Origin of the sequence: Halorubrum trapanicum, assembly GCF_017873555.1 — an archaeon.
Classification (GTDB): domain Archaea; phylum Halobacteriota; class Halobacteria; order Halobacteriales; family Haloferacaceae; genus Halorubrum; species Halorubrum trapanicum.
The window spans coordinates 109799-130283 of sequence record NZ_JAGGKE010000002.1 but is presented as its reverse complement, the minus strand read 5'-3'; the positions used below and the strand labels follow the sequence as shown (position 1 = coordinate 130283).

Below are 20485 nucleotides of genomic sequence, written 5' to 3'. Positions count from 1 at the left end.
CGCTACCGGCCGGAGCTGGCGGTCACTCGGCCGGTCGCGTCACGAGGAACGTCCGCCCGCCGCGGCGTTCGAGGTGGACTTCGCTGCCGTCGACGCGGTTCGCACGGACCCGGTCCGGGAGGCGGTCGGTTCGGCACTCGGTGACATCCACGCGCGTCGGCGTCGCGTACCGCGGTCGGTCGGCGGTGACTGCGCTCATACCTCCGGATCGGTCCGGAGCGCCCCTATAAGCGAGCCATCCGCGGAGTGAAAGTGAAAGTAGACGGCTCCACGTCGCTGAGGGTGGTTCGGAACCCGACTGCGGTCGAAGTTCGATCGGTCTACCCTATCGGCGGAGACCGGTCGCCTCGTCGTCCTCGACGAACCGCACCGTGAAGTAGTCGTAGCCGCCGTAGGCGGCGTCGAGCGCGCCCATCCACCAGTTCCACCGCTCCACCAGCGAGGAGCCGTCCGGGGCGTCCTCCAAGTGCCCGATCACCCCCGTCACGGTCAGTCCCTGGCCGCGGTCCTCGGAGGGCCGTCCGGAGTCGACGAGGTCGCGGGCCGCCCGCGAGACGGCGCGCCGCTCGGACTCGGTCCCGCCGAACTCGTCGTCGAGCGCGCGTTCCAGACGCTGTCTGTCCATGCCCGTGTATAGGGGACGTGGGTATTTGAGTCGCGTGGTAGGGGGTGTCACGTCCGGTGTCGCGGAGTGACCGCGATCCGGGGGAACGGCCGGCTCACAGCCGCGCGGCCAGCGCGAGGAACAGCAGGGAGAACGGTGCCGTAAGTAGCGCCAGCGCCAGTCCGCCCGCCCCCTCGCCGGCCGCGACGGCCATCAGGAGACCGACGACCAGCGAGAACGACCCCACGGTCGCGAGGGTGAGTCGCTCGGGAACGCTCGCGCGGTCCGGGCCGTCGCTTTCCGCCAGCACCGCGTCGAGGGTCGACTCGACCTCGTCGGCCCGATCGACGGGGACGAACAGCCACGGCGTCGACCGGTACCACGCGTTCCCCCGGTACGCGAGCAGGAACAGCGTCGTCCACGGGAGGTCGATCCGTCGCGTTCGGATCACGGATCCGAGGTCGTCGCTCCGAGTCCGATCCTGGCTCGGATACGTCCGCTCGACGGCCGACTCGGTCGGGTCGACCCGCACGACCCGCCCGTTCGACTGGACGACGGCCGGTACGAACCAGACGAGCCAGAACAGCGGCCAGAAGGCGGGGAGCAAATCGCTCGGTAACGCCAACGCCGCCGCGAGGACGGCACCGAACCCGGCGAGCGTCCAGCCGGGACTGAGCGCGCCGGCGGCCTCGCGCAGCCGAGCGGTGGTCAGCTCGTCGACGGAGGTCTCGCGGTACCAGAGGGACAGGGCGGGTGCGATGGTCACGGCGAGCGCGACCGCGACTCCGGCGGCGACGATCCCCGCGCCGAGACCGACGCTCGGCAGCGTGATCTCCCCGGCCGCGACCCGCGGGACCATCGCGGCGGCGACGGCGACGAATCCGACGAGGACCGCGCCGACGATCCCGGCCGTCGCACCGGCGGCGAACGACCGAAGCCGGTCGTGCCGGACCGGTCCCCACTCGATCGCGTCGCGCTCGGGGTCGCGGGGCTCGTCGACGCCGTCGGTCGCCTCGCGCTCGGCGGGGTCGACGGTGTCCGCGGTCGCGGTAGCGGTTCCGCTCTCGGAGGGCATACGAGCCGAGTTACCGCCGGTCCGGTAAAAAGAGTGAGGCCGATTAGAATCAATCGCCCCTCGAGGTCGACCGCCTCACCCCCGCTACGCGCTCGACTCGTCGGATTCCGCGCCCGCCTCCGGCGGCTCCGCCGGCTCGACGTTGCCGAGCCGGAGCGCGTTCCCGGTGACGCCGAGGCTCATCCCCATGTCGCCGACGACCACGGCCATCGCGACGCTCACGTAGCCGAGCGGGGCCCCGGCGGCGAGCACCGCCTTCACGGCGAGCGAGGCGCCGATGTTCGTCCGGATCGTCGTGCTCGCGCGCGAGGAGAGGTCGACCACGTACGGGAGCCGCGTCAGGTCGTCGGCCATCAGCGCCACGTCGGCGGTCTCGATGGCGGTGTCGGTGCCGGCGGCGCCCATGGCGATCCCGACGTCCGCGGCCGCCAGCGCCGGCGCGTCGTTGATCCCGTCGCCGACCATCGCCACGCCCCCCTCCGTCTCGGCCGCGAGTTCGCGCACCGCCGCGACCTTCTCGTCCGGGAGCAGTTCCGCGCGGACCTCGTCGACGCCGACGCGGTCGCCGATCGCCCGGGCGGTCCGCTCGTTGTCGCCGGTGAGCATCGCGACGCGCTCGATCCCGAGCTCGTGGAGCCGGTCGACGACCCACGCCGCCTCCGGACGGACGGTGTCCGCGACCGCGACGACGCCCTCCAGTTCCGTCTCGGTCCCCACGAGGACGACCGTCTTCCCCTCGGCCTGGAGCCGCGGGATCGTCTCGCTCGCTAAGTCGAGGTACTGACCGTGGTCGCAGGGTTCGGGTTCGGCGGCGGCCTTCGAGTCGCCGTCCCGTTCCCGGACCACACCGCCGTCAGAGCGGACGTGGGCGTGGCTCAGGTCGAATCCGAGCTCCTCGAACAGCGAGGGTTTCCCGGCGTAGTGGGTCTCGCCGTCGAGGTCGGCGCGGACGCCCTCGCCGGTCAGCGCCTCGAAACCGGTGACCTCGGTCTCGTCGTCGGTCGCGTCCTCGTCGTCGGGGTCGGCACCGGTCTCCTCGCCGCGTTCGACGATCGCCGCCGCGACGGGATGCTCGCTCCGCCGCTCGATGGCGGTCGCGCACGCGAGCACGTCGTCGGCGTCGCGGTCGCCGAGGGGGACCACGTCGGTCACCGACAGCTCGCCGCGGGTGAGCGTCCCCGTCTTGTCGAGCGCGACGGCATCGACGTCGCCCGCGGCCTCCAAGTGCTCGCCGCCCTTGATAAGGACGCCGTTGCGGGCGGCCGCGGTCACGCCGGAGACGACGCTGACGGGCGTCGAGATGACGAACGCGCACGGGCACGCGACGACGAGCAGCGTGAGTCCGCGGACGAACCACGTCTCCGCGCCGCCGCCGACGAGGACCGGCCCGAGCGCGGCGGTGGCGATCGCCCCCACGACGACGACCGGGGTGTAGACCGCCGCGAAGCGGTCGACGAACCGCTCGGCGCGCGTCTCCTCGCCGTTAGCGGCCTCGACGAGTTCGACGACCCGCGCGATGGTCGACTCGCTCGCGGTCGCGGTGGACTCGATCTCGAGGTAGCCGGCCTCGTTGATCGAGCCGGCGTACACCTCGTCGCCCGGTTCCTTCTCCGCGGGGACGGACTCGCCGGTGATCGGCGACTCGTCGACCGCGCCCGACCCCTCGCGGACGACGCCGTCGAGGGGGACGCGCTCGCCGGGGCGCACCGCCAGCCGCTCGCCGGTCGCGACGCTCTCGGCGGGCACCGTCTCCTCGTCGCCGTCGCGGATCACGACCGCCTCGTCGGGCGACAGCTCCATCAGCTCGCGGAGGGAGGTGCGCGCCCGGTCGATGGAGTAGCGCTCGAGCAGCTCGGCGACCGAGAACAGCACCGCGAGCGTCGCCGCCTCGAACGGGAGGTCGACGAGCAGCGCGGCGACGACGCCCACGCTCATCAGCAGGTCGATGTCGAGGCTCAGACCCCGCAGCGAGTAGAACCCGTTCCGGAGGATCGGCGGGCCGGCGACGGCGACCGCCAGCAGGTACGCGACCGACGCGCCGGTGACGGCCCACGGGCCGAGGAAGCCGATCCCGCCGAGGGTGGCGAACGTCGGGTCGAGCCCCGGGAGCAGCCACTCCAGGACGAGACCGACCGCGAGGAAGGCGCCGCCGACCGCGGTGCCGACGGCGCGGGGACTCGTGAACAGATCGTCGGCGACGCCGTCGGACTCCGCGTCCGCGACCGCGTAGCCGGCCCCCTCGACGGCCGCCGTCAGCGCCTCGACGTCGGTCCGGTCGGGGTCGTAGGTGAGGACGACGACGCCCGTGGTCGGCCGCGTGTCGACCGAGAGGACGCCCTCGCGGTCGAGCGCGCCCTCGACTTTCCCCGCGCACGACGAGCAGTCCATGTCCGGCACCGCGAGCCGGAGTTCCGCGCCGTCGGGGTTGTCAGGTCCCCCGGGGGCGGGCGGATCCGTTGCCCCGTCGTCGGGGCCGTTCGATTCGCGTGAGTCGCTCATTATCAGTCCCTATCGGCCGCACAGTTATTAATCCAACTGCCATTCTCACCGTCCAATTTATAAGAGATTATTAAAAATAGGATATGGAATAGCAAATAATCCGCGAGTATTTATCCGCGGGACGGCTACCTCGGCGCATGACAGACTGGCGCGCCGTCGGCTACGGGTTCGTGGTGATGCTGATCGCCGGCGCCTTGGCAATGGCCGTTCCGGTCGTGGGGCACGCGGCCGCCGGGCTGGTCGGCGGGTTCGTCGCGGGCTACCTCGCCGGCGGCGGCCTGCTCTCCGGGTTCTGGCACGGCCTGCTGGCGGGGTCGGTGAGCGGGATCGTTATCACCCTCGCGCTCGCCGCGTTCGGGAGCCTCGTCGGACTGGTCGGCGGGCCGCTCGGGAGCCTGCTCGGCGGCGCCGGCGTGTTGGTCGTCGGGCTGTTCCTGACGCTGCTGTTCGCGGTCGACTCCGCGCTCGCGGGGGCCATCGGCGGCGTGGTCGGAGAGTAAACGCCGCTTTTCGAGAGTGTCGGTTTTGAGGAATCGAAAAGAGCAGGCTTCGTTACTGGCGCGCGCCTGCGAGCGGCCGCCACAGGCGGCCGCGAGGCAGCGCGTGCGAGGGAGTCGGCCGACCGGAGCGAAGCGGAGGGAGGCCGACGAGGCTGGGGAGGCGTGAGGCTGCGGTGCGGTCGCGGTCGGGTGGGACTCAAAGGGGCAGTCGCGAGGCGGGCGCAGGCGATGTAAGCACCGCAGGGAGCGAACGAAGTGAGCGACCGAGGAGCGCAACGAGCGTGCGCCCGCCTCGCGACTGGGGCTTTGGAGGGATTCGTCGTCGATCAGCAGACACCTACGTACAGCCGAGCGACTGGGGCTTTGGAGGGATTCGTCGTCGATCAGCAGACACCTACGTACAGCCGAGCGACTGGGGCTTTGGAGGGATCCGTCACTACGATCGCATCCACCATTTATAAAAAGCGGGACGGAACGGCAACGAAACCGGACTCTCCGAAATAAACCGATATTTAAGCGCTCTCGACGGCGTCGAGGACCGCCTCGTACTCCGGTTCGTTCGTCGGGTCGTCGGCGACCCAGTCGTAGACGATCTGCCCGTCGTCGTCGATGACGAACACGGCGCGGTTCGCGATCCCGTGAAGCCCGAGGTCGGCGATGTCGATCTCGAGACCGTACGCCCGGATCGCGTCGCCGGCCATGTCGCTCACGAGGTCGAACTCGATCCCGTGTTCCTCGCGGAACGCGCCCTGCGAGAACGGCGAGTCGGCGCTGATCCCGAACAGCGTCGCACCGGCGTCCGCGAACGCGTCGGCGCGCTCTTGGAACGCGATCATCTCGTTCGTACACGGCGGCGTGAACGCGCCGGGGAAGAACGCGAGCACGACCGGCCCGTCGCCGATGTGGTCGTCGAGGTCGAACGGCTCGTGGTCGCTCGTGCCGACCGTCGCGGTGAACGCCGGTGCGGCGTCGCCTGTGGATACCATCGCTTCTCGGTACGGTCGATTCAGGCAAAAGGCTTGTCGCGACCCCGTTCGGTGCCGGATCCGGCACGGGGGCGTTTCGGAGGCTTCTGGCGGTTACTCCCGGTCGAGGTACTCCTGCTGGATCGCGACGATCTCCGCGGAGTCCTCGCAGTCGGCGTACCGCCGGAGCGGCTCCGCGTTGAGTTCGAGGAACGTCTCGCCCCACGTGAACTTCGAGAGGACCCGCTCGGCGTGGTCGCGCTCGCCGAGGACGATCAGCGCCGCGGCGAACGCCTCGACCGTCGTCAGTCGCATCGGCCGCCCGAAGTTCACCGGGTTGCCGGCGACGAGGTACGGGAGCGCGCGGTGTTCGCCCGGGAGGCTGAACATCTTCTCGCCGGCCGACTCCCACGAACAGTCGAGCGCGACCAGGGCGTTCTCGCGTGCGAGGTCGGCGTCCGCCGGCGAGAGCGCGCGCTCCGCGTGGGGGTTGAGCACGACCCCGTACGGCGTGGCGCGGTCCGAGCGGTGAAGCTCCGCGAGGTCGAACCGCGCGAGCTTCCGGGCCGTGCACTTATCCGGGTCGTCGTCGCCCTCGTACCGGACGTGAAGGTCCACAAGTACGGGATTGGTGGTTTGGGTTATAAGGGGTGCGGAGCAACGGTGAACACCGCCAAAGCCCCAGCCGCTTACTTATACGCAACTGACTGCGAGCTGCGGATTACTCCCTACAAAGGGGCAGTCGGCTCCGGTCGAGGGCCTCGTTGCGCTCCTCGCTCACTCCGTTCGCTGCGGTGCTTACTTCGGCCGTCTTCCCGGAGCCGACTGCCCCTTTGAGTCCCGCCCCGCACCGCAGCCTCACGCCTCCCCAGCCTCGTCGGCCTCCCTCCGCTTCGCTTCGGTCGGCCGACTCCCTCGCACGCGCTCCTCGCGCCCTACCGGGCGCTCTGAGGCGCGCGCCACCGCAGTTCGCTTTATAAGCGATCGCCGCCGTCTCGGTCGCACGCTCCACGTTCCGCCCCTCGGCCCCGATACCGTCAAACCGGCCCGGTACCGGCGGGGTTTTTCCTCGTCGCCGCGCAGGCGTTCGTATGGAGCTGTTCGCGGTTCCGGACCTCCCGGAGATCCGGGAGGGCGACGACCTCGCGGCCATGATCGACGAGCGCGTCGACCTCCGCGAGGACGACGTGGTCGTCGTCGCCAGCACGGTCGTCTCGAAGGCGGAGGGCCGCGTCTTCGACCTCGACGACTTCCCGGCGAGCGAGCGGGCGGAGGCGGTCGCAGACCGCCTCGCGGAGGTCGTGGGCGAGGAGAAGGACCCGCGCTTCGCGCAGGCCGTCATCGAGGAGTCGACGGAGCTGATCACGGAAGCGCCGTTCCTCCTCACCGCGACCCGATTCGGGCACATCGGCGTCAACGCCGGGATAGACCGGTCGAACGTCCCCGACGGCGACCTGCTGTTGCTCCCGGAGCGCCCCTCGGAGAGCGCGGCACGGATCCGCGAGGGGGTCGCCGCCGACCGAGTCGTCGTCAGCGACACCTGCGGGCGCCCGTTCCGCCACGGGCAGCGCGGGGTCGCGATCGGCTGGGCCGGGCTGCCCGCCAGCCGCGACTGGCGCGGCGAGCGCGACCGCGACGGCCGCGAGATGGGCGTCACCGTCCAGAACGTGATCGACGAACTCGCCGCGGCCGCCAACCTCGTCGCCGGCGAGGGCGACGGGGGCACCCCGGTCGTCGTCGTCCGCGACTGGACGTTTGGCGACCACGACGGCTCGGACAATCACTTCCGCGAGGTCGAGGGCGACTTCGTCCGGCAGGCCCTGCGGAAGTGGGAGTTTCAGGAGTAACCATGCTCGGCATCGAACTCACCCCCGAACACGAGTTGTCCCGCCTCGTCGACCTCGGCGTCCGCGCCGAGGCGGCCGGCTACGACGCCGTCTACTCGACGTGCCACTACAACAACCGCGACCCGTGGGCGTTCCTCTCGCGGCTCGCGGCCGCCACGGAGTCGGTCCGGCTCGGCCCGGGCGTCGCGAACCCCTACGAGACCCACCCCGTGACGCTCGCCTCGAAGGTCGCCACCCTCGACGAACTGTCGGGGGGCCGCGCCGTCTTCGGGATCGGTCCCGGCGACCCCTCGACGCTGGCGAACCTCGGACTCGCGGACGAGCGCGGCCTCCGCCCCGTGCTGGAGGCGTTCAAGACCGCCCAGAAGCTGTGGGCCGGCGAGCGCGTCGACCACGAGGGCGCCTTCGACGCGACGGACGCGGGACTCAACTACGAGCCGCCGCAGGGAGCCGATATTCCGGTCCACGTCGGCGGCGAGGGACCGCACATGTGCCGGATGGCCGCGAAACACGCCGACGGCCTGCTGTTCAACGGCTCGCATCCGAAGGACCTCGCGTGGGCCCGCGAGCAGGTCGACGACGGGCTGGAGGACAGGCCCGACGGCCGCGGCGAGTTCGACCTCATCGCCTACGCCGCCGTCTCGGTCGCCGAGGACCAGGCCGCGGCCCGCGAGGCCGCCCGCCCGCCGGTCGCATTTATCACCGCGGGCGCGGCCCCCCCCGTCCTGAAGCGTCACGGGATCGACCCGGACGCGGCGACGGAAATCGGCGAGCGCGTCTCCGCCGGCGAGTTCTCGGCCGCCTTCGAGCGCGTGACGCCGGAGATGATCGACGCGTTCTGTATGGCGGGCACCCCCGAGACCGTCCGCGAGCGCGCCGCCGCCGTCGCCGACCACGCCGACGGACTCGTCGTCGGCTCGCCGCTCGGCCCGGATCTGGAGACCGCCGTCGACCTCGCGGCCGACGCGGTCGGCGACCGCTTCTGAGGCCGCACCCGGGCGGCCTCCGACTCCGACGCCTCCCCCGGTCGGATTCTCAGCCGGTGACAATCGAGAATCGCTCGTGATAACCTCGGCGGGACCTTCATAACCCGTTCTCGTCGAGGTCCGAACATGTCCACGACACGACAGCGCCGCCCGGGGATACGCGGGCGGTACGAGGCCCTCCTGTGGCGGACGATGGACGCGCTCGGCGTCACGGAGTCGATAGAGCGAAAGGTCGTCACGGCGGTCGGGATCCAGTTCCTCGTCACCGTCGGCATCTTCCTCACCCAGTTTCTCGTCTCCGGGACCGCCGCGTACGTGGTCTCCGGGACCCTGTTCCTCGGGGCCGTCGTCGCCATCTACAACACGCTGCTCATCGTCCGGCGCGACTTCTCCGGCCCGATTCGGGCGTTGGAGCGCGAGGCGGAAGCGATCGCCGCGGGGGAGATTGACGGGGGGAACTGGGACGGCGGGGCGAACGCGCCGGGCGACGCTGCGAGCGCGCTCGACCCCTCCCAACCCGACGAGATCGGGAGTCTCGTCGGTGCGTTCGGCGAGGTCCACGGCTACCTCACCACCGTCTCCGCGCAGGCCGAGGCGCTCGCGGCCCAGGAGTTCGACGACCCGGCGCTCGACGAGGAGGTCCCCGGCTCCTTCGGCGAGTCGCTCGACGAGATGGCCGAGAACCTCGCCGCCTACACCACCGAGCTTGAGGCGCTCGTCGACGCATTCGGCGACGCCGCGGAGCGCGCGCAGGACGGCGACCTGACCGCGACCATCGACGAGGAGGCGCTGGCGACCGACGAGCAGCGGTACGCCGAACTCGTCGAGAACTACAACCGGCTCGTCGCGACGCTGGGCGAGACGCTCGGCGACGTCGGCGCGTTCACCGCGGACGTGGCCGGCACCGCGGACGACGTGCGCGCCAGCATGGACGAGGTCGACGACGCGAGCGGCGAGGTCGCCGGCTCGGTCCAGGAGATCTCCGACGGCGCGGCCGAACAGACCGACGAGCTGGAGGCGATCGCCGGCGAGATGAACACGCTGTCGGCGACGGTCGAGGAGATCGCGGCGAGCGCGGACGACGCGGCGGAGACCGCCCGCGACGCGGCCGAGCGCGGTCGCTCCGGCCGCGAGGAGGCCGCCGAGGCGATCGCGGAACTGGAGACGTTGGAGACCCGGATCGGCGAGACGGCGGCCGCGGTCACCGACCTCGCCGACCGGGTCGGCGAGATCGACGAGATCGCGGCCGTGATAGACGAGATAGCGGAGGAGACCAACCTGCTCGCCTTGAACGCGTCCATCGAGGCGGCGCGCGCCGACGGCTCCGGCGACGGGTTCGCGGTCGTCGCGGACGAGGTGAAGTCGCTCGCGGAGGAGACGCGAGAGTCCGCCGCGGAGATCTCCGGGCGCATCGAAGAGGTCCAGACCGCCTCCGCGGAGACCGCGGCCGACGCCGAGGCGATGGAGACGCAGGTCGCCGAGGGCGTCGAGACGATCGAGTCGACGCTGCGGGAGTTCGAGGGGGTCGTCGAGGACGTGACGACGGTCGACGAGACCGTCCAGGAGATCAGCGATGCGACCGACGATCAGGCGCGCACAACCCAGGAGGTCGTCGACATGGTCGACGGCGTCGCCTCCGTGAGCAAGCAGACCGCCACCGAGGCCGAGACCGTCGCGGCGGCGGCCGAGGAGCAGACCGCGACCGTCTCCGAGGTGACGGGACAGGTTCACACCCTCTCGGATCAGTCCGACGAGCTACTGGCGCGGCTCAACGAGTTCGAGGTACCGGACGGAAACGGAGGGACCGCGGACGCGGTCGGGGGTTCGACCGACCCGGATCCGGCGACGGGCGCCGGAACGCGGTCGGCGACGGGCGACGACGACTGAGGAGGAGAGCGGTCGAACCGCGGTACCGCGTCGGCTACTCCGAGCGCCCGCGCCCGCCCAGCGAGGGGAAGTCAACGCCGATTTCCCCGAGCAGCGCGCCGACCGCTGCGTACCCGAACACGGCGACGGCGCCGACGAGCAGGATCTGCCCGACGACGACGAGCAGCGCCGACAGCGGGTCGCCCGCGCCGAGAATCAGGTCGTTCAGGAAGATGTCGACGAACCGCCCGATGTCGCCGACCACCCGGGAGACGAAGTCGATGAGCGCGATCATGGGCCACGGTTGGACCGGGGGGTACTTGGGTGTTGAGTTCGCGGCGGCCTCTCGCCGCCCCGGGCGACGACCGGACACGGGTTCCCGGAACCGAACCCCTTACGAACGGCGGAACCTAAGGCGCCGCTAATGAACACGTTGTTCTGGGTGCTTACGGGGATCCTCGCGTACTCCGCGGTCGCGATGTGGCTGCGGAACGAGGGGATCCTCCCGGACGCGGTCAGGGTCTCCGGACCGGTGTTGACCCTCCGGACCCTCCGCGGCCGCGCCTTCCTCGGCCGGCTGGCGGCGCCGAAGCGGTTCTGGCGCGCGGTCGCCAACCTCGGGCTGGGGGGTGCCTTGGTGGCGATGGTGGCGTCGTTCGCGCTCATCCTCTCGTCGGCGATGTCGGCGTTCACGAACGCGCAGCCCTCCGCGATCCAGCAGCCGCAGAACTTCCTCATCATCCCCGGCGTCAACGACTTCCTCCCGCTGTCGGTCGCGCCGGAAATCGTCGCCGGACTCGCCGGCGCGATGGTGATCCACGAGGGCGCGCACGGCCTGCTCTGCCGGGTCGAGGACATCGACATCGACTCGATGGGTCTCGTCTTCTTCGCGCTGCTCCCGGTCGGCGCGTTCGTCGAGCCCGACGAGGAGGCGACACAGGAGGCCTCCCGCGGCGCCCGCGCCCGGATGTTCGCGGCCGGCGTCACCGCGAACACGGTGCTCACGGTCGTCGTCTTCGCGCTCCTCTTCGGTCCCGTCGTCGGCGCCATCTCGCCCGCGGCGGGCTACGCGGTCGGCGAGGTGAACCCCGGCTCCCCGGCGGGCGCGGCCGACATCTCGCAGGGCGACCGGATCGTCGAGGTTGCGGGGACCCCGGTCGAGACGAGCGGCGAGTTCGAGTCCGCGATCGCCGACGCCGGCGACTCTGTCGCGCTCACCGTCGACGACGGCGACACGCGGGAGACGCTGACGGTCGACCGCGAGCTACAGGTGGTCGGCTCCGCCGGCGGCAACCCCCTCGGCGTGACCATCGAGGAGGAACCGGTGACCATCGCGGCCGTGAACGGCGAGCCGGTCGCGACCGAGTCCGACTTCTACGCCGCGGTCGGCGACGACGAGCGCGCGACGCTGACGGTGACCGGCAACGCGAGCGTCCTCGACCAGGTCCGCGACGCGCCCGGCGCGGAGAACGCGACGGGCGTCGAAACGGCCGACGGCGAGGGCGCCGTCACCGTCCCGGACGCGCCGATCGGCGCGTACGTCGTCGGCGTCCAAGAGGACGGCCCGCTCCACGACGCGGGCGCGGAACTGGGCGAGCCGCTGACGGTCGTCTCGGTCGACGGCGAGCGCGTCGTCGACAACGAGGCGCTCTCGGCCGTCCTCGGCGAGCGCGAGCCGGGCGAGACCGTCCCCGTCACCGTCTACGACGGCGACGGCGAGCGCGACAGCTACGACGTGGAACTCGACCCGCACCCGAACCGCGACGGCGGGTTCATCGGCGTCAGCGTCTTCCCCGGGACGAGCGGGCTCGCGCTCGACGACGTGGGCGTCACCGAGTACCCCGCGGGCGCGTACCTCGAACTGCTCGGCGGCGACGGCGGCGCGGAGGCCGCTGACGGGCTCCCGCTCGGCGGGATCACGGACTCGCCGCTCGGTCTCGTCTTCGTCGCGCTCATCCTCCCGCTCGGCAGCCTGTTCGGGCTCCCGTTCAACTTCGCGGGCTTCACCGGCGAGTTGACCAACTTCTTCGTCGTCGAGGGGCCGCTCGCGGCGCTCGGCGGCGGCGTGTTCCTGCTGGCGAACCTCCTCTTCTGGTCGGGGTGGATCAACATCCAGCTGGCGCTTTTCAACTGCCTGCCGGCGTTCCCGCTCGACGGCGGCCGCATCCTCCGGATGGTCGCCGAGGCGGTTATCAGCCGAGTCCCGATCAGCGACCGACACGCCGCGGTGCGGACGATCACGGTCTCGTCCGGGCTCGTGATGTTGACCGGGCTGATCGCGATGATCTTCGGGAACCAGATCCTCACCGCGCTCGGACTGATCTGAGCCGGCGGCCCGTGCCGCAGGTGCGCCGAGGTGGGCGCACCGCTGGCTTACGCTTCTCCGACGTCCTCGACCGTGAGATCGCCTGAGATCGCGTGCTGGCTGGTCGTGCTGAGGTCGATGCCCGCGTCCCGACACCGTTCCGTCACGGTCCGGATGTACTCCGAGCGCGTCACCGAGAACTCCTCGCGGTCGGGGTCGGCGATCCAGAAGCGGGCCTGGAGGTCTATCGCCGTCTCCGCGAGACCGGCGACGCGGACCGACGGCTCCGGGTCGGCGACGATGTCGTCGTGTTCGGCGGCCGCGTCGAGCAGGATCCGGGTCGTCTCGTCGATGTCGTCGGCGTAGCCGATGCCGAAGGTCGTCGAGATGCGGAGCGTGTCGTTGCTCATCCGGTTCGTCACGGCCTCGGTCGCGAGTTCGGTATTCGGTACCGTGATCGTCTCGTTGTCGAACGTGCGGACCCGCGTCACGCGGAAGCCGATGTCGTCGATGAAGCCGGCGTTGCCGTCCCACTCGATCCAGTCGTCGATGTTGAAGTTCCGGTCCTGGACGATGAACACGCCGGCGACGAAGTTCGACAGCACGTCCTGTGCCGCGAACCCGACCGCGAGCGTGAGCGCGGCGACGATGAGCGCCGAGCCGCCGAGGAACCCGGTGAACCCCGCGGCCCACGCGCCGACGACGAGCGCGGCAACGAAGGTGACGGTCCCGAGCAGCTTCTCGATGGTCCGTTCGAGGGTCGGTGCGAGCTCCCAGCGGTCGAGCGTCCAGCCGACGATCGGTCTGACCACGTACCTCCCGGGGAGGTACAGCGCGCCGGCGACGACGAGGAACTCCGCGATCTGCGCGAGGAGGCCGACGTACTTCGGGATCAGTTCGGCGGTGACCTGTGACGCAGTCATACCCGACCCACCGGCGGACGCGGAATGAAGGTTGCCGTGTCCCGCGGGCGTCGGCGCGCGACGCGTCAGAAGATGTTCGCCTGGTCGTACACGGAGATACCGGCGTCCGTGATGTCGTACGGCTTCGTCTCGCGGGAGTGGTTCGCGTCGCGGATCTTCTGGATCTCGACGGCCAGCCGGGTCTCGCGGAAGTCCGACCCCCGGACGTACTGGAGGACGAACACCGCGTCGGTGAGGTACTCGACGATCCCGTGCCGGGAGGCGTACGGCGTCTCCTCGCTCGCCTCGGAGGTGAGCAGCGTCGTGACGCCAGCCTCCTTCAGCGAGCGCGTGAACCCGAACACCTCCGAGCGTCGCTTCGCGGGGTGGTCGTACATCATCTCCAAGAGGGAGACGGAGTCGAGCACCAGCCGGTCCGCGTCGAACTCGGCGATGAGCCGGACGAGGTCGTTCCGGATCGACGACAGCGAGTTCGCCATCTCGATGGGGTCGATGGCGACGACCGCGAGGCGGTCCTCGTCGGCGTGCTCGCGGAACGACCACCCCTTCTCGGTCGCCGTCTCGAAGATGGACTCGCTGGTCTGTTCGAGCGTGATGTAGATCCCCTTATCGCCCGCTTCGAGGGCGTGGTTGAGGAACTGGAGCGCGAACGTCGTCTTCCCGGTCCCGGCGCCGCCGATGACCGACAGCAGCGACCGGCTGGGAACGCCGCCGAGGATCATGTCGTCGAGACCTTCGATCCCGATGTCGGTCCGATCGATCGCCGACTCGAACTCGTCGGGGTCGACGTCGAAGTCGGCCGCGTCTCCACCGTCGGCGTCGCCGCCACCGAACTCTCCGAACCCGAAGTCGTCGTCGCCCCCGCCCGCGGAGCCGCGGTAGCCGCCGAAGGGGTCGCTGCCGGCGTCTGCGCCGGCGCCGCCACCGCTCGGTGACCCGCCGCCGCCCGACTTGCCGCCGGACCCACCGCTCCGGCTTCCGCCGAACGGGTCCTCCTCGCCGAAGGAACCGAACTCAGTGTCGTCGGCGTCGACGTCGCCGAACGCCTCCGCCGGTACGCCGCCGTTCGCCGGGTCGTCGTTCTCGGGATCGGCATCCGTCTCGGCTCCAACGTGGTCGCGGCCGAAGACGTCGGTCCCGTCCGCGTCGTCGCCGCCGAAGACATCGGTCCCGTCCGCGTCGTCGCCGCCGAAGATGTCGGTCTCGTCCGCGTCGTCGCCGCCGAAGACATCGGTCCTGTCCGCGTCGTCGCCGCCGAACGGATCGCCCCCCGAGTCGTCGCTCCCGTCCGCGTCGTCGCTCCCGATACCGATTTCCCGCGCCGGGTCGTCGGGACCGCTCTCGGTGTCGTCGGACTCGCGTTCCGCGTCGGCTGCGTCGGCCTCCGCGCTGTCGGCGTCGACTTCAGCGCTGTCGTCGCTGATTTCCACACCCTTCGACTCCGGGTCCCCGTCGTCGCCGGACTCCGATCTACCCGCCGGGCGCTCGTCGGACATCTCGTCGGTCTCGCGCAGCGCGCGCTCGAACCAGTCGTCCTCCTCGCTCATCGTTTCCGCCGCCCGTAGGGAGTCGACATGCGCCGAGCAACGCGGCCGAGCGGCTTGAAACTTTCCGGCGAGGTTTCAGTTTCCGAGAACCGGGCGGATCCGCCCTCCCATGACTCCCGGCGCAGTCGCCCGATGTCCGCACGCTTTTACCCGGGGACGGGGATGGGTTCGGCATGGAAGTGGGCATCGTGGCGCGAAAGGGCAGCGAGCGGGCGGCGTCGCTCGCGGCGACGCTCAGGGACGTCGTCGTCGACGCGGGCGAGGCCGTCTGGCTCGACGAGGAGACCGCCGCGGCGCTCGACGCCGGCGACGACGCCCGCCCGGTCGACGCGTTCGACGACTGCGACCTGGTCGTCGCCGTCGGCGGCGACGGGACGTTCCTGTTCGTCGCGCGCAACGCCGGCGACACGCCGATCGTCGGGGTGAACCTCGGCGAGGTCGGCTTCCTCAACGCCGTCCCGCCGACCGACGCCGCCGCCTCGCTCCGCGCCGAGATACGGTCGTTCCGCGACGGCAGGCTGGACGTCCGAGAGGCCCCCCGTCTCACCGCCAGCGCGGGCGACTGGACCTCGACGCCGGCGGCGAACGAGGTGGTCGTCCAGGGCGACCGCCGCGGTCCGGGCGGCGGGATCGAGTACGAGGTGCGCGTCGACGGGTCGCGGTACGGCGCCGGTCACGCCGACGGCGTCCTCGTCGCCACGCCGACGGGGTCGACCGCGTACAACCTCTCCGAGCGCGGCCCCCTCGTCCACCCGGACGTGGACGGCCTGATCGTCAACGAGATGGTCGCCGAGGAGGGGATGCCGCCACTCGTCGTCGACGCCGACGCGACCGTCACCGTCTCGGTCGCGGGCGAGTCGGGCGCCACCGTCGTCAGCGACGGCCGCGACACCGCCGCGCTCGACGGGCCGGTGGAGGTGACCGTCGAGCGGACCGCGCCGCCGATACGGGTCGCCGGCCCGCCCTCCGACTTCTTCGAGGCGCTCGGGAAGCTGTCGTGAGCCGGACGCGCAAGCTTCAATCCGCGGCCGGCCGGAGTCCCCGATCATGAACGTTCCGCTGGGGCTGGCGCCGTTCGCAGGGCAGTCGCGGACCGAGCACGCGCTCGTCCTCCTCGGCGGGGCGCTCGCGTGTCTCGTCGGCTACGCCGGGGCGGCCGCGGCGTTCTTCGGACTGGCCGCGCTGGGCCACGGGGAGCCGATCGGCCCGCAGCGGATCGCCGGCATTTTCGCCTCCCTGGCCTGCTGGGGGTTCTACGCGCTGGCGTTCGTCCGCGGGAAGGGCGGCCCGGTGACGGACGTCCTCGCGTACCCGCTCGCGACGGTGACGGTGGTCCCCTTCGCGTTCCGCTGGACCGTCTTCGGGCCGGCGTGGGACGCGCTCGCCGACCGGGTCGGGTTCTTCCTCCTCCGTCCGGCGCTGTTCGTCGACGCCGCCGCGCACGTCGTCCCCGGCGTCGTCCTGTGTGCGGGTATCCTGACCGCGTGGGCGAGCCTGCTCGGCGAGGAGGCCGTGGGGGCGTGGCAGCGCGAACACCTCTCGGAGCCGTTCCGCGAGGCGTTCGTCGAGGAGTGACGGCGAGCGACCCACAAAGCGTTTACCGGACGCCCGCCGACGCGAGGGCGTGAATCGTCGGTCGACGGTCGGGCGGTACGCGGTCGCGGGCGTCGTCGTCGCCGCGCTGGCGGCGCTCGCGCTCGCGGTCTCCCCCGAGGCGGCGCTCTCGCGGCTCCGCTGGCTCGCGGACGACCCGGTGCGGTTCGGGGTCGCCGTCGTCGCGCTCGCGGCCGTCAGACCCCTTCTCGCGTGGCCGACGACCCTGCTCGCCGTCGCCGTCGGCTTCGGCTTCGGCTGGGTCGGGACGCCGTTCGCGCTCGCGCTCGTGGTCGGCACCTCGCTCCCGCCGTACGCGCTCGCTCGGGCCGGGCGGCTCCGACTCCGAGGCGGCTCCGGCACCGACGGGGAGCCGGGTGTCGCCGACCGGTTCTGTCGCGCCGGCGAGCGCTTCGCGGCCGAGTCCGGAAGCGTGCGCGCCGTGGCCGGAACCCGCCTGCTGCCGCTCCCCTCCGACGCGGTGACGGTCGCAGCCGCGGCCGCGGGGGTCAAAATTCGGCCGTTCCTGACCGGCACCGCGCTCGGCGAGCTGCCGTGGGTCCTCTGCGGGGTCGCGGTCGGCGTCTCGCTCGACCGCCTCGCGGCGAGCGGCGGGTCGCTCGTCGACCCGACCGTCATCCTCGGTATGGCCGCGGTCGGCGCGCTGCTGCTCGCCGGGCCGCTCTATCGGACGTTCGTGCGACCTGAGTCGGCGGCGTCGGCGTGACTCGCCGTGCGAAGAGTGTCCGGGAGAACCGGTCGGCAGCCGACGAATCGAGGAAAGCGAAGACCGCCCGGACGCGTCGTCTCGCGGGCGATCGTGCGGGTCGTGTGCCTCTGACGGCGAACGAGTGCCTCGACTCGGGAACCGACCGCAGCGGTGCGCGCATTCCCCCGGTCCCCAAATCCCGGGAACCGACCCAGCCCTGACCCCGAAGCCGCGGTGCGCCTCGCGCTCGCGTTGTAGCGAGCGACCGGACGCGACCGCAGCTTCAACGGGGGACCGAGGGAACGCGAGTCGCTACGAGTCGCCCGAGCCGTCGGTCGAGTTCTCGCCGCCTGTCGAATCGTCGCCGTCGGATCCGCCGGACTCCTCGTACTCGACCTCGATGCCGCTCGGCACCGGCCGGAGGAGGTACCGCCCGTTCCCTCGCAGCACCGGCGCGAAGTCGGCGGTGAACGTCGTCCGCGCGTTCTCGCGGATCTCGAACGGCGCGTTGAACTTCAGCGGCGCGTTGCCCGGGAGGTCGACGGTCGCGTCGCTCCCGTCGGTGAGGGTCCCGTCGGCCGCCGACACGTCGAGCTGGAGGTACGGATACTCGCCCGTCTGTAGCTCGCGCTCGTCGATCAGCCGGGTCTCGCCGTTCTGAAGCTCCACGAGGTCCGCCTCCTGCGGCTCGTCGAACTCGAAGTACTCGCGGCCGTCGGGGGCGTCCTCGTCCCCGTCCGTCTCGTTGCCGTCCGCGGTCTCGTCGTCGCCGTCTGCGGTGTCGTCACCGCCGGCGTCGGTCTCGTTGCCGTCGCCGTCGGACTCGCCGTCCTCCGGCTCGGCCCCCTCCGGCCCGAGCCAGAACCCCTCGACGGTGACGACGAGCGACTCGAAGTCACCGATGTCGGCGGGCTGGTCAGTCACCCGCGTCGCGAGCGTCCCCGTCGCGCGGCCGACGCAGCCGGCGAGACCGACCGCGCCCAGCGCGGCGACGCCGGTCGCCTGGAGGTAGGTCCGGCGGTCGAGCGTGACGCGGTCGGGCGTGCGGTCCGTCACGTCACGCCTCCTCGTCCGCGTCGGATCCGTCTCTCGCACCCGAATCGCCGCCCTCGCCGGCGCCGTTCCCGGCGATCTCGCTCACGGTCTCGCTGAGATCATCGACGCCGCCGGAGAGGAACTCGTTCACGCTATCGAGGATGTCGCCGACGAAGTCCGGCACCTGGTCCGGGAGGTCGCTCGGCGGTCCCGCGTCGCCGGGCGCGTCCCCCGGCCCGGGAGTTGCCGCGACGGCGCCGGCGGCCGCGCCGGTCCCGATCAGTACCACCGTGGCCAGCGCCACGAGCAGCGTCGTTCGGAGTGCGTTCATAGCGACTCCCCCTCGGTGCCCGACGCCCTTTAATGGCGCAAGCCGTTCAGCCCATTTTCGCCCGATTTAACCCAGTTTAACCGCCGGAAGAGAGTCTGACGAGCGGATTCGTCTAAAATCGGTCTCTGCTTATAAAAGAACAGCTCTGACCGCCGAGCGGGCGGCGCGGTCGCGGGGCGAATCGAAGTCCGATTCCGACGCGCGCAACTGGGCGGGGGATCGGGCCGCCTACGGCTCCAGCCGGTTCGGATCGCGCGGGAACATGATCGCCTCCTTGATGTTGCTGAGGCCGGCGACCTTCTGGACGAGGCGGTCGATACCGAGCCCGTAGCCGCCGTGCGGGGGCGTGCCGTAGCTCAGCGCCTCGATGTAGAACTCGAAGTTCGCGGTCTCGACGCCCTCCTCCTCCATGACCTCGACCATGCGCTCGACGTCGTGCTCGCGCTGGCCGCCCGAGGAGAGCTCCTGGCCCTTGTAGATGAGGTCGAACTTCCGGGAGGCGATATCGTCTTCGGGCACGTCCTGCATGTAGTAGAACTTCTCGTCGGGGTAGCCGACGACGAAGAACGCCGGATGGCCCTGCTCCTCGAAGTGCTCGCCGAGCAGCTTCTCGCCTTTCGTGTCGAGGTCGGTCGGGTCGTCCGGGAAATGGCCGTACTCGGTCTCGAGGATGTCGAGCGCCTCGTCGAAGGTGATCCGCGGGAAGTCGTCTTCGGGCACGTCGAGGTCGACGTCGAGGAGGTCCAGCTCGCGCTCGGCGTTCTCGGCGACCTCGCGGAGCGCGTAGCGCAGCGACTCCTCTTGGACGTCCATCACGTCGTCCTCGTCGTCGATGTACGCCAGCTCCACGTCGAACATCGCGATCTCGGAGACGTGGCGGGAGGTCGCGAAGTCCTCGGCGCGGAACGCGGTGCCGGTCTCGTAGACGGCCTCGTAGCCCGAGGCCATCAGCATCTGCTTGTACAGCTGCGGGCTCTGCGAGAGGAACGCGTCCTGGTTGTAGTAGAGGATCGGGAACAGCTCCGCGCCGCCCTCCGCGCCGCCCTTCGAGATCAGCGGCGTCTTGATGTCGACGAACCCCTCGTCTTCGAACCACTCCTCCATCGCGGTGATCAGCTCGGAGCGCAGGGTGAACACCGCGAGCGTCTCCGGCTTCCGGAGGTCGAGCGCGCGGTTGTCGAGCCGGGTGGAGAGGTCGACCTCGATGTCCTTCGAGATCTCCAAGGGAAGCGGGGAGTCCGCCTCGTCGATGACCTCGTACTCGGTGGGCGCGATCTCGACGCCGCCGGGCGCCTGGTCGCTCTCCAGCGGCTCGCCGACGACGCGGACCACGTCCTCGGCGCCGACGTCCTGGACGGCCTCGAACAGCTCCGGCTCGCGCTCCTCCTTGAAGACGATCTGGATGAGTCCCTCGCGGTCGCGCACGATGAGGAAGACGAGGCCTCCCAGGTCGCGGATCTCGTGGACGTGGCCGGCGATGGCGACCTCGTCCGCGTCCGGTTCGACGTCCGACGTGTGAATTCGCTCGATCATGACGGGCTGCTTACGCGCAACTGGTCGGGCGTTCGGCATAGGCCTGTCGTCTCGGCGTCGACGGAACGCGGCGCCCGCGGCCGCTCCGGCGGATTCTCGGGGAACTCCGGCGGCGCTCCCGAGGCGGAAACGGCGTGACACGTTGTAGCATAACTAACATAATTTTA

20 protein-coding genes are annotated in these 20485 nt (G+C 71.0%); 8 read left to right on the top strand and 12 right to left on the bottom strand.

Translation table 11 applies throughout. The features are described 5' to 3' along the window. Window positions 1-22: 22 nt before the first annotated feature. The 4 genes from J2744_RS02980 to J2744_RS02965 form a co-directional block, all read right to left on the bottom strand. Window positions 23-199, bottom strand: coding sequence for a hypothetical protein (locus J2744_RS02980; protein ID WP_209544329.1), 177 nt, complete (start codon window positions 197-199; stop codon window positions 23-25). 126 nt (window positions 200-325) lie between these two features. Next, window positions 326-625, bottom strand: a complete 300-nt coding sequence (locus J2744_RS02975; RefSeq protein ID WP_209544327.1) for a hypothetical protein — start codon at window positions 623-625, stop codon at window positions 326-328. Between the two features lie 94 nt (window positions 626-719). Next, entirely contained in the window at window positions 720-1679 is a 960-nt protein-coding gene (locus tag J2744_RS02970) for a hypothetical protein (protein ID WP_209544325.1), read from the bottom strand. A gap of 84 nt (window positions 1680-1763) precedes the next feature. After that, window positions 1764-4178 carry a heavy metal translocating P-type ATPase gene (locus tag J2744_RS02965; protein ID WP_209544323.1) on the bottom strand — a complete coding sequence of 805 codons (2415 nt, stop codon included), beginning with the start codon at window positions 4176-4178 and terminating at the stop codon, window positions 1764-1766. A gap of 137 nt (window positions 4179-4315) precedes the next feature. Between J2744_RS02965 and J2744_RS02960 the strand changes: the two genes are divergently transcribed. Continuing rightward, entirely contained in the window at window positions 4316-4678 is a 363-nt protein-coding gene (locus tag J2744_RS02960; RefSeq protein ID WP_209544300.1) for a DUF5518 domain-containing protein, read from the top strand. Window positions 4679-5190: 512 nt separating this feature from the next. Here J2744_RS02960 and J2744_RS02955 read toward each other — a convergent pair. Beyond that, window positions 5191-5664, bottom strand: coding sequence for a redoxin domain-containing protein (locus J2744_RS02955; RefSeq protein WP_209544297.1), 474 nt, complete (start codon window positions 5662-5664; stop codon window positions 5191-5193). Between the two features lie 93 nt (window positions 5665-5757). Next, entirely contained in the window at window positions 5758-6261 is a 504-nt protein-coding gene (locus tag J2744_RS02950) for a DUF367 family protein (RefSeq protein ID WP_209544295.1), read from the bottom strand. A gap of 473 nt (window positions 6262-6734) precedes the next feature. On the opposite strand from J2744_RS02950, the gene J2744_RS02945 reads away from it, so the two are divergent. The 3 genes from J2744_RS02945 to J2744_RS02935 all read left to right on the top strand — a co-directional run bounded on the left by J2744_RS02945 (window position 6735) and on the right by J2744_RS02935 (window position 10363). Next, on the top strand, window positions 6735-7490 hold the full coding sequence (locus J2744_RS02945; protein ID WP_209544293.1) for a coenzyme F420-0:L-glutamate ligase: 756 nt from the start codon (window positions 6735-6737) through the stop codon (window positions 7488-7490). A 2-nt stretch (window positions 7491-7492) separates the two neighbouring features. After that, the gene (locus tag J2744_RS02940; protein WP_209544291.1) at window positions 7493-8476 is read left to right on the top strand and encodes a 5,10-methylenetetrahydromethanopterin reductase; all 984 of its coding nucleotides are present in this window, start codon (window positions 7493-7495) and stop codon (window positions 8474-8476) included. Between the two features lie 192 nt (window positions 8477-8668). Further along, the gene (locus J2744_RS02935) at window positions 8669-10363 is read left to right on the top strand and encodes a methyl-accepting chemotaxis protein (protein ID WP_209544946.1); all 1695 of its coding nucleotides are present in this window, start codon (window positions 8669-8671) and stop codon (window positions 10361-10363) included. Window positions 10364-10397: 34 nt separating this feature from the next. Here J2744_RS02935 and J2744_RS02930 read toward each other — a convergent pair whose 3' ends face one another. Next, a complete protein-coding gene (locus J2744_RS02930; protein WP_209544289.1) occupies window positions 10398-10637 on the bottom strand; it encodes a hypothetical protein in 240 nt (79 codons plus the stop codon). A 129-nt stretch (window positions 10638-10766) separates the two neighbouring features. Here J2744_RS02930 and J2744_RS02925 point away from each other — a divergent pair, with 129 nt between their 5' ends. Next, the gene (locus tag J2744_RS02925) at window positions 10767-12668 is read left to right on the top strand and encodes a site-2 protease family protein (RefSeq protein WP_209544287.1); all 1902 of its coding nucleotides are present in this window, start codon (window positions 10767-10769) and stop codon (window positions 12666-12668) included. Between the two features lie 47 nt (window positions 12669-12715). Here the strand turns inward: J2744_RS02925 and J2744_RS02920 are convergent, their stop codons facing one another. Beyond that, window positions 12716-13570: a mechanosensitive ion channel family protein gene (locus tag J2744_RS02920; protein WP_209544285.1), complete on the bottom strand. Its 855-nt coding sequence runs from the start codon at window positions 13568-13570 to the stop codon at window positions 12716-12718. Window positions 13571-13635: 65 nt separating this feature from the next. Continuing rightward, on the bottom strand, window positions 13636-15117 hold the full coding sequence (locus tag J2744_RS02915) for a KaiC domain-containing protein (protein WP_209544276.1): 1482 nt from the start codon (window positions 15115-15117) through the stop codon (window positions 13636-13638). A gap of 173 nt (window positions 15118-15290) precedes the next feature. Here J2744_RS02915 and J2744_RS02910 point away from each other — a divergent pair, with 173 nt between their 5' ends. The 3 genes from J2744_RS02910 to J2744_RS02900 are packed head-to-tail and all read left to right on the top strand — an operon-like array spanning window position 15291 to window position 17437. Beyond that, entirely contained in the window at window positions 15291-16118 is an 828-nt protein-coding gene (locus J2744_RS02910; protein WP_209544274.1) for an NAD(+)/NADH kinase, read from the top strand. A 46-nt stretch (window positions 16119-16164) separates the two neighbouring features. Continuing rightward, window positions 16165-16692: a hypothetical protein gene (locus J2744_RS02905; RefSeq protein ID WP_209544272.1), complete on the top strand. Its 528-nt coding sequence runs from the start codon at window positions 16165-16167 to the stop codon at window positions 16690-16692. A 49-nt stretch (window positions 16693-16741) separates the two neighbouring features. Beyond that, window positions 16742-17437 carry a VTT domain-containing protein gene (locus tag J2744_RS02900; protein WP_209544270.1) on the top strand — a complete coding sequence of 232 codons (696 nt, stop codon included), beginning with the start codon at window positions 16742-16744 and terminating at the stop codon, window positions 17435-17437. 294 nt (window positions 17438-17731) lie between these two features. Here the strand turns inward: J2744_RS02900 and J2744_RS02895 are convergent, their stop codons facing one another. The 3 genes from J2744_RS02895 to aspS all read right to left on the bottom strand — a co-directional run bounded on the left by J2744_RS02895 (window position 17732) and on the right by aspS (window position 20318). Beyond that, window positions 17732-18475: a DUF4382 domain-containing protein gene (locus J2744_RS02895; protein ID WP_209544268.1), complete on the bottom strand. Its 744-nt coding sequence runs from the start codon at window positions 18473-18475 to the stop codon at window positions 17732-17734. Window position 18476: 1 nt separating this feature from the next. After that, window positions 18477-18785 carry a hypothetical protein gene (locus J2744_RS02890; RefSeq protein WP_209544266.1) on the bottom strand — a complete coding sequence of 103 codons (309 nt, stop codon included), beginning with the start codon at window positions 18783-18785 and terminating at the stop codon, window positions 18477-18479. 228 nt (window positions 18786-19013) lie between these two features. Further along, window positions 19014-20318: an aspartate--tRNA(Asn) ligase gene (gene aspS / locus J2744_RS02885; protein WP_209544264.1), complete on the bottom strand. Its 1305-nt coding sequence runs from the start codon at window positions 20316-20318 to the stop codon at window positions 19014-19016. Between the last annotated feature and the right edge of the window lie 167 nt (window positions 20319-20485).

Coding starts and splice junctions, on each gene's coding strand:
- J2744_RS02970 (WP_209544325.1), bottom strand. CDS start 1,679: ATGCCCTCCGAGAGCGGAACCGCTACCGCGACCGCGGACACCGTCGAC.
- J2744_RS02980 (WP_209544329.1), bottom strand. CDS start 199: ATGAGCGCAGTCACCGCCGACCGACCGCGGTACGCGACGCCGACGCGC.
- J2744_RS02925 (WP_209544287.1), top strand. CDS start 10,767: ATGAACACGTTGTTCTGGGTGCTTACGGGGATCCTCGCGTACTCCGCG.
- J2744_RS02915 (WP_209544276.1), bottom strand. CDS start 15,117: ATGAGCGAGGAGGACGACTGGTTCGAGCGCGCGCTGCGCGAGACCGAC.
- J2744_RS02935 (WP_209544946.1), top strand. CDS start 8,669: ATGGACGCGCTCGGCGTCACGGAGTCGATAGAGCGAAAGGTCGTCACG.
- J2744_RS02890 (WP_209544266.1), bottom strand. CDS start 18,785: ATGAACGCACTCCGAACGACGCTGCTCGTGGCGCTGGCCACGGTGGTA.
- J2744_RS02930 (WP_209544289.1), bottom strand. CDS start 10,637: ATGATCGCGCTCATCGACTTCGTCTCCCGGGTGGTCGGCGACATCGGG.
- J2744_RS02960 (WP_209544300.1), top strand. CDS start 4,316: ATGACAGACTGGCGCGCCGTCGGCTACGGGTTCGTGGTGATGCTGATC.
- J2744_RS02955 (WP_209544297.1), bottom strand. CDS start 5,664: ATGGTATCCACAGGCGACGCCGCACCGGCGTTCACCGCGACGGTCGGC.
- J2744_RS02965 (WP_209544323.1), bottom strand. CDS start 4,178: ATGAGCGACTCACGCGAATCGAACGGCCCCGACGACGGGGCAACGGAT.
- J2744_RS02905 (WP_209544272.1), top strand. CDS start 16,165: ATGAACGTTCCGCTGGGGCTGGCGCCGTTCGCAGGGCAGTCGCGGACC.
- J2744_RS02910 (WP_209544274.1), top strand. CDS start 15,291: ATGGAAGTGGGCATCGTGGCGCGAAAGGGCAGCGAGCGGGCGGCGTCG.
- J2744_RS02940 (WP_209544291.1), top strand. CDS start 7,493: ATGCTCGGCATCGAACTCACCCCCGAACACGAGTTGTCCCGCCTCGTC.
- J2744_RS02975 (WP_209544327.1), bottom strand. CDS start 625: ATGGACAGACAGCGTCTGGAACGCGCGCTCGACGACGAGTTCGGCGGG.
- J2744_RS02945 (WP_209544293.1), top strand. CDS start 6,735: ATGGAGCTGTTCGCGGTTCCGGACCTCCCGGAGATCCGGGAGGGCGAC.
- aspS (WP_209544264.1), bottom strand. CDS start 20,318: ATGATCGAGCGAATTCACACGTCGGACGTCGAACCGGACGCGGACGAG.
- J2744_RS02920 (WP_209544285.1), bottom strand. CDS start 13,570: ATGACTGCGTCACAGGTCACCGCCGAACTGATCCCGAAGTACGTCGGC.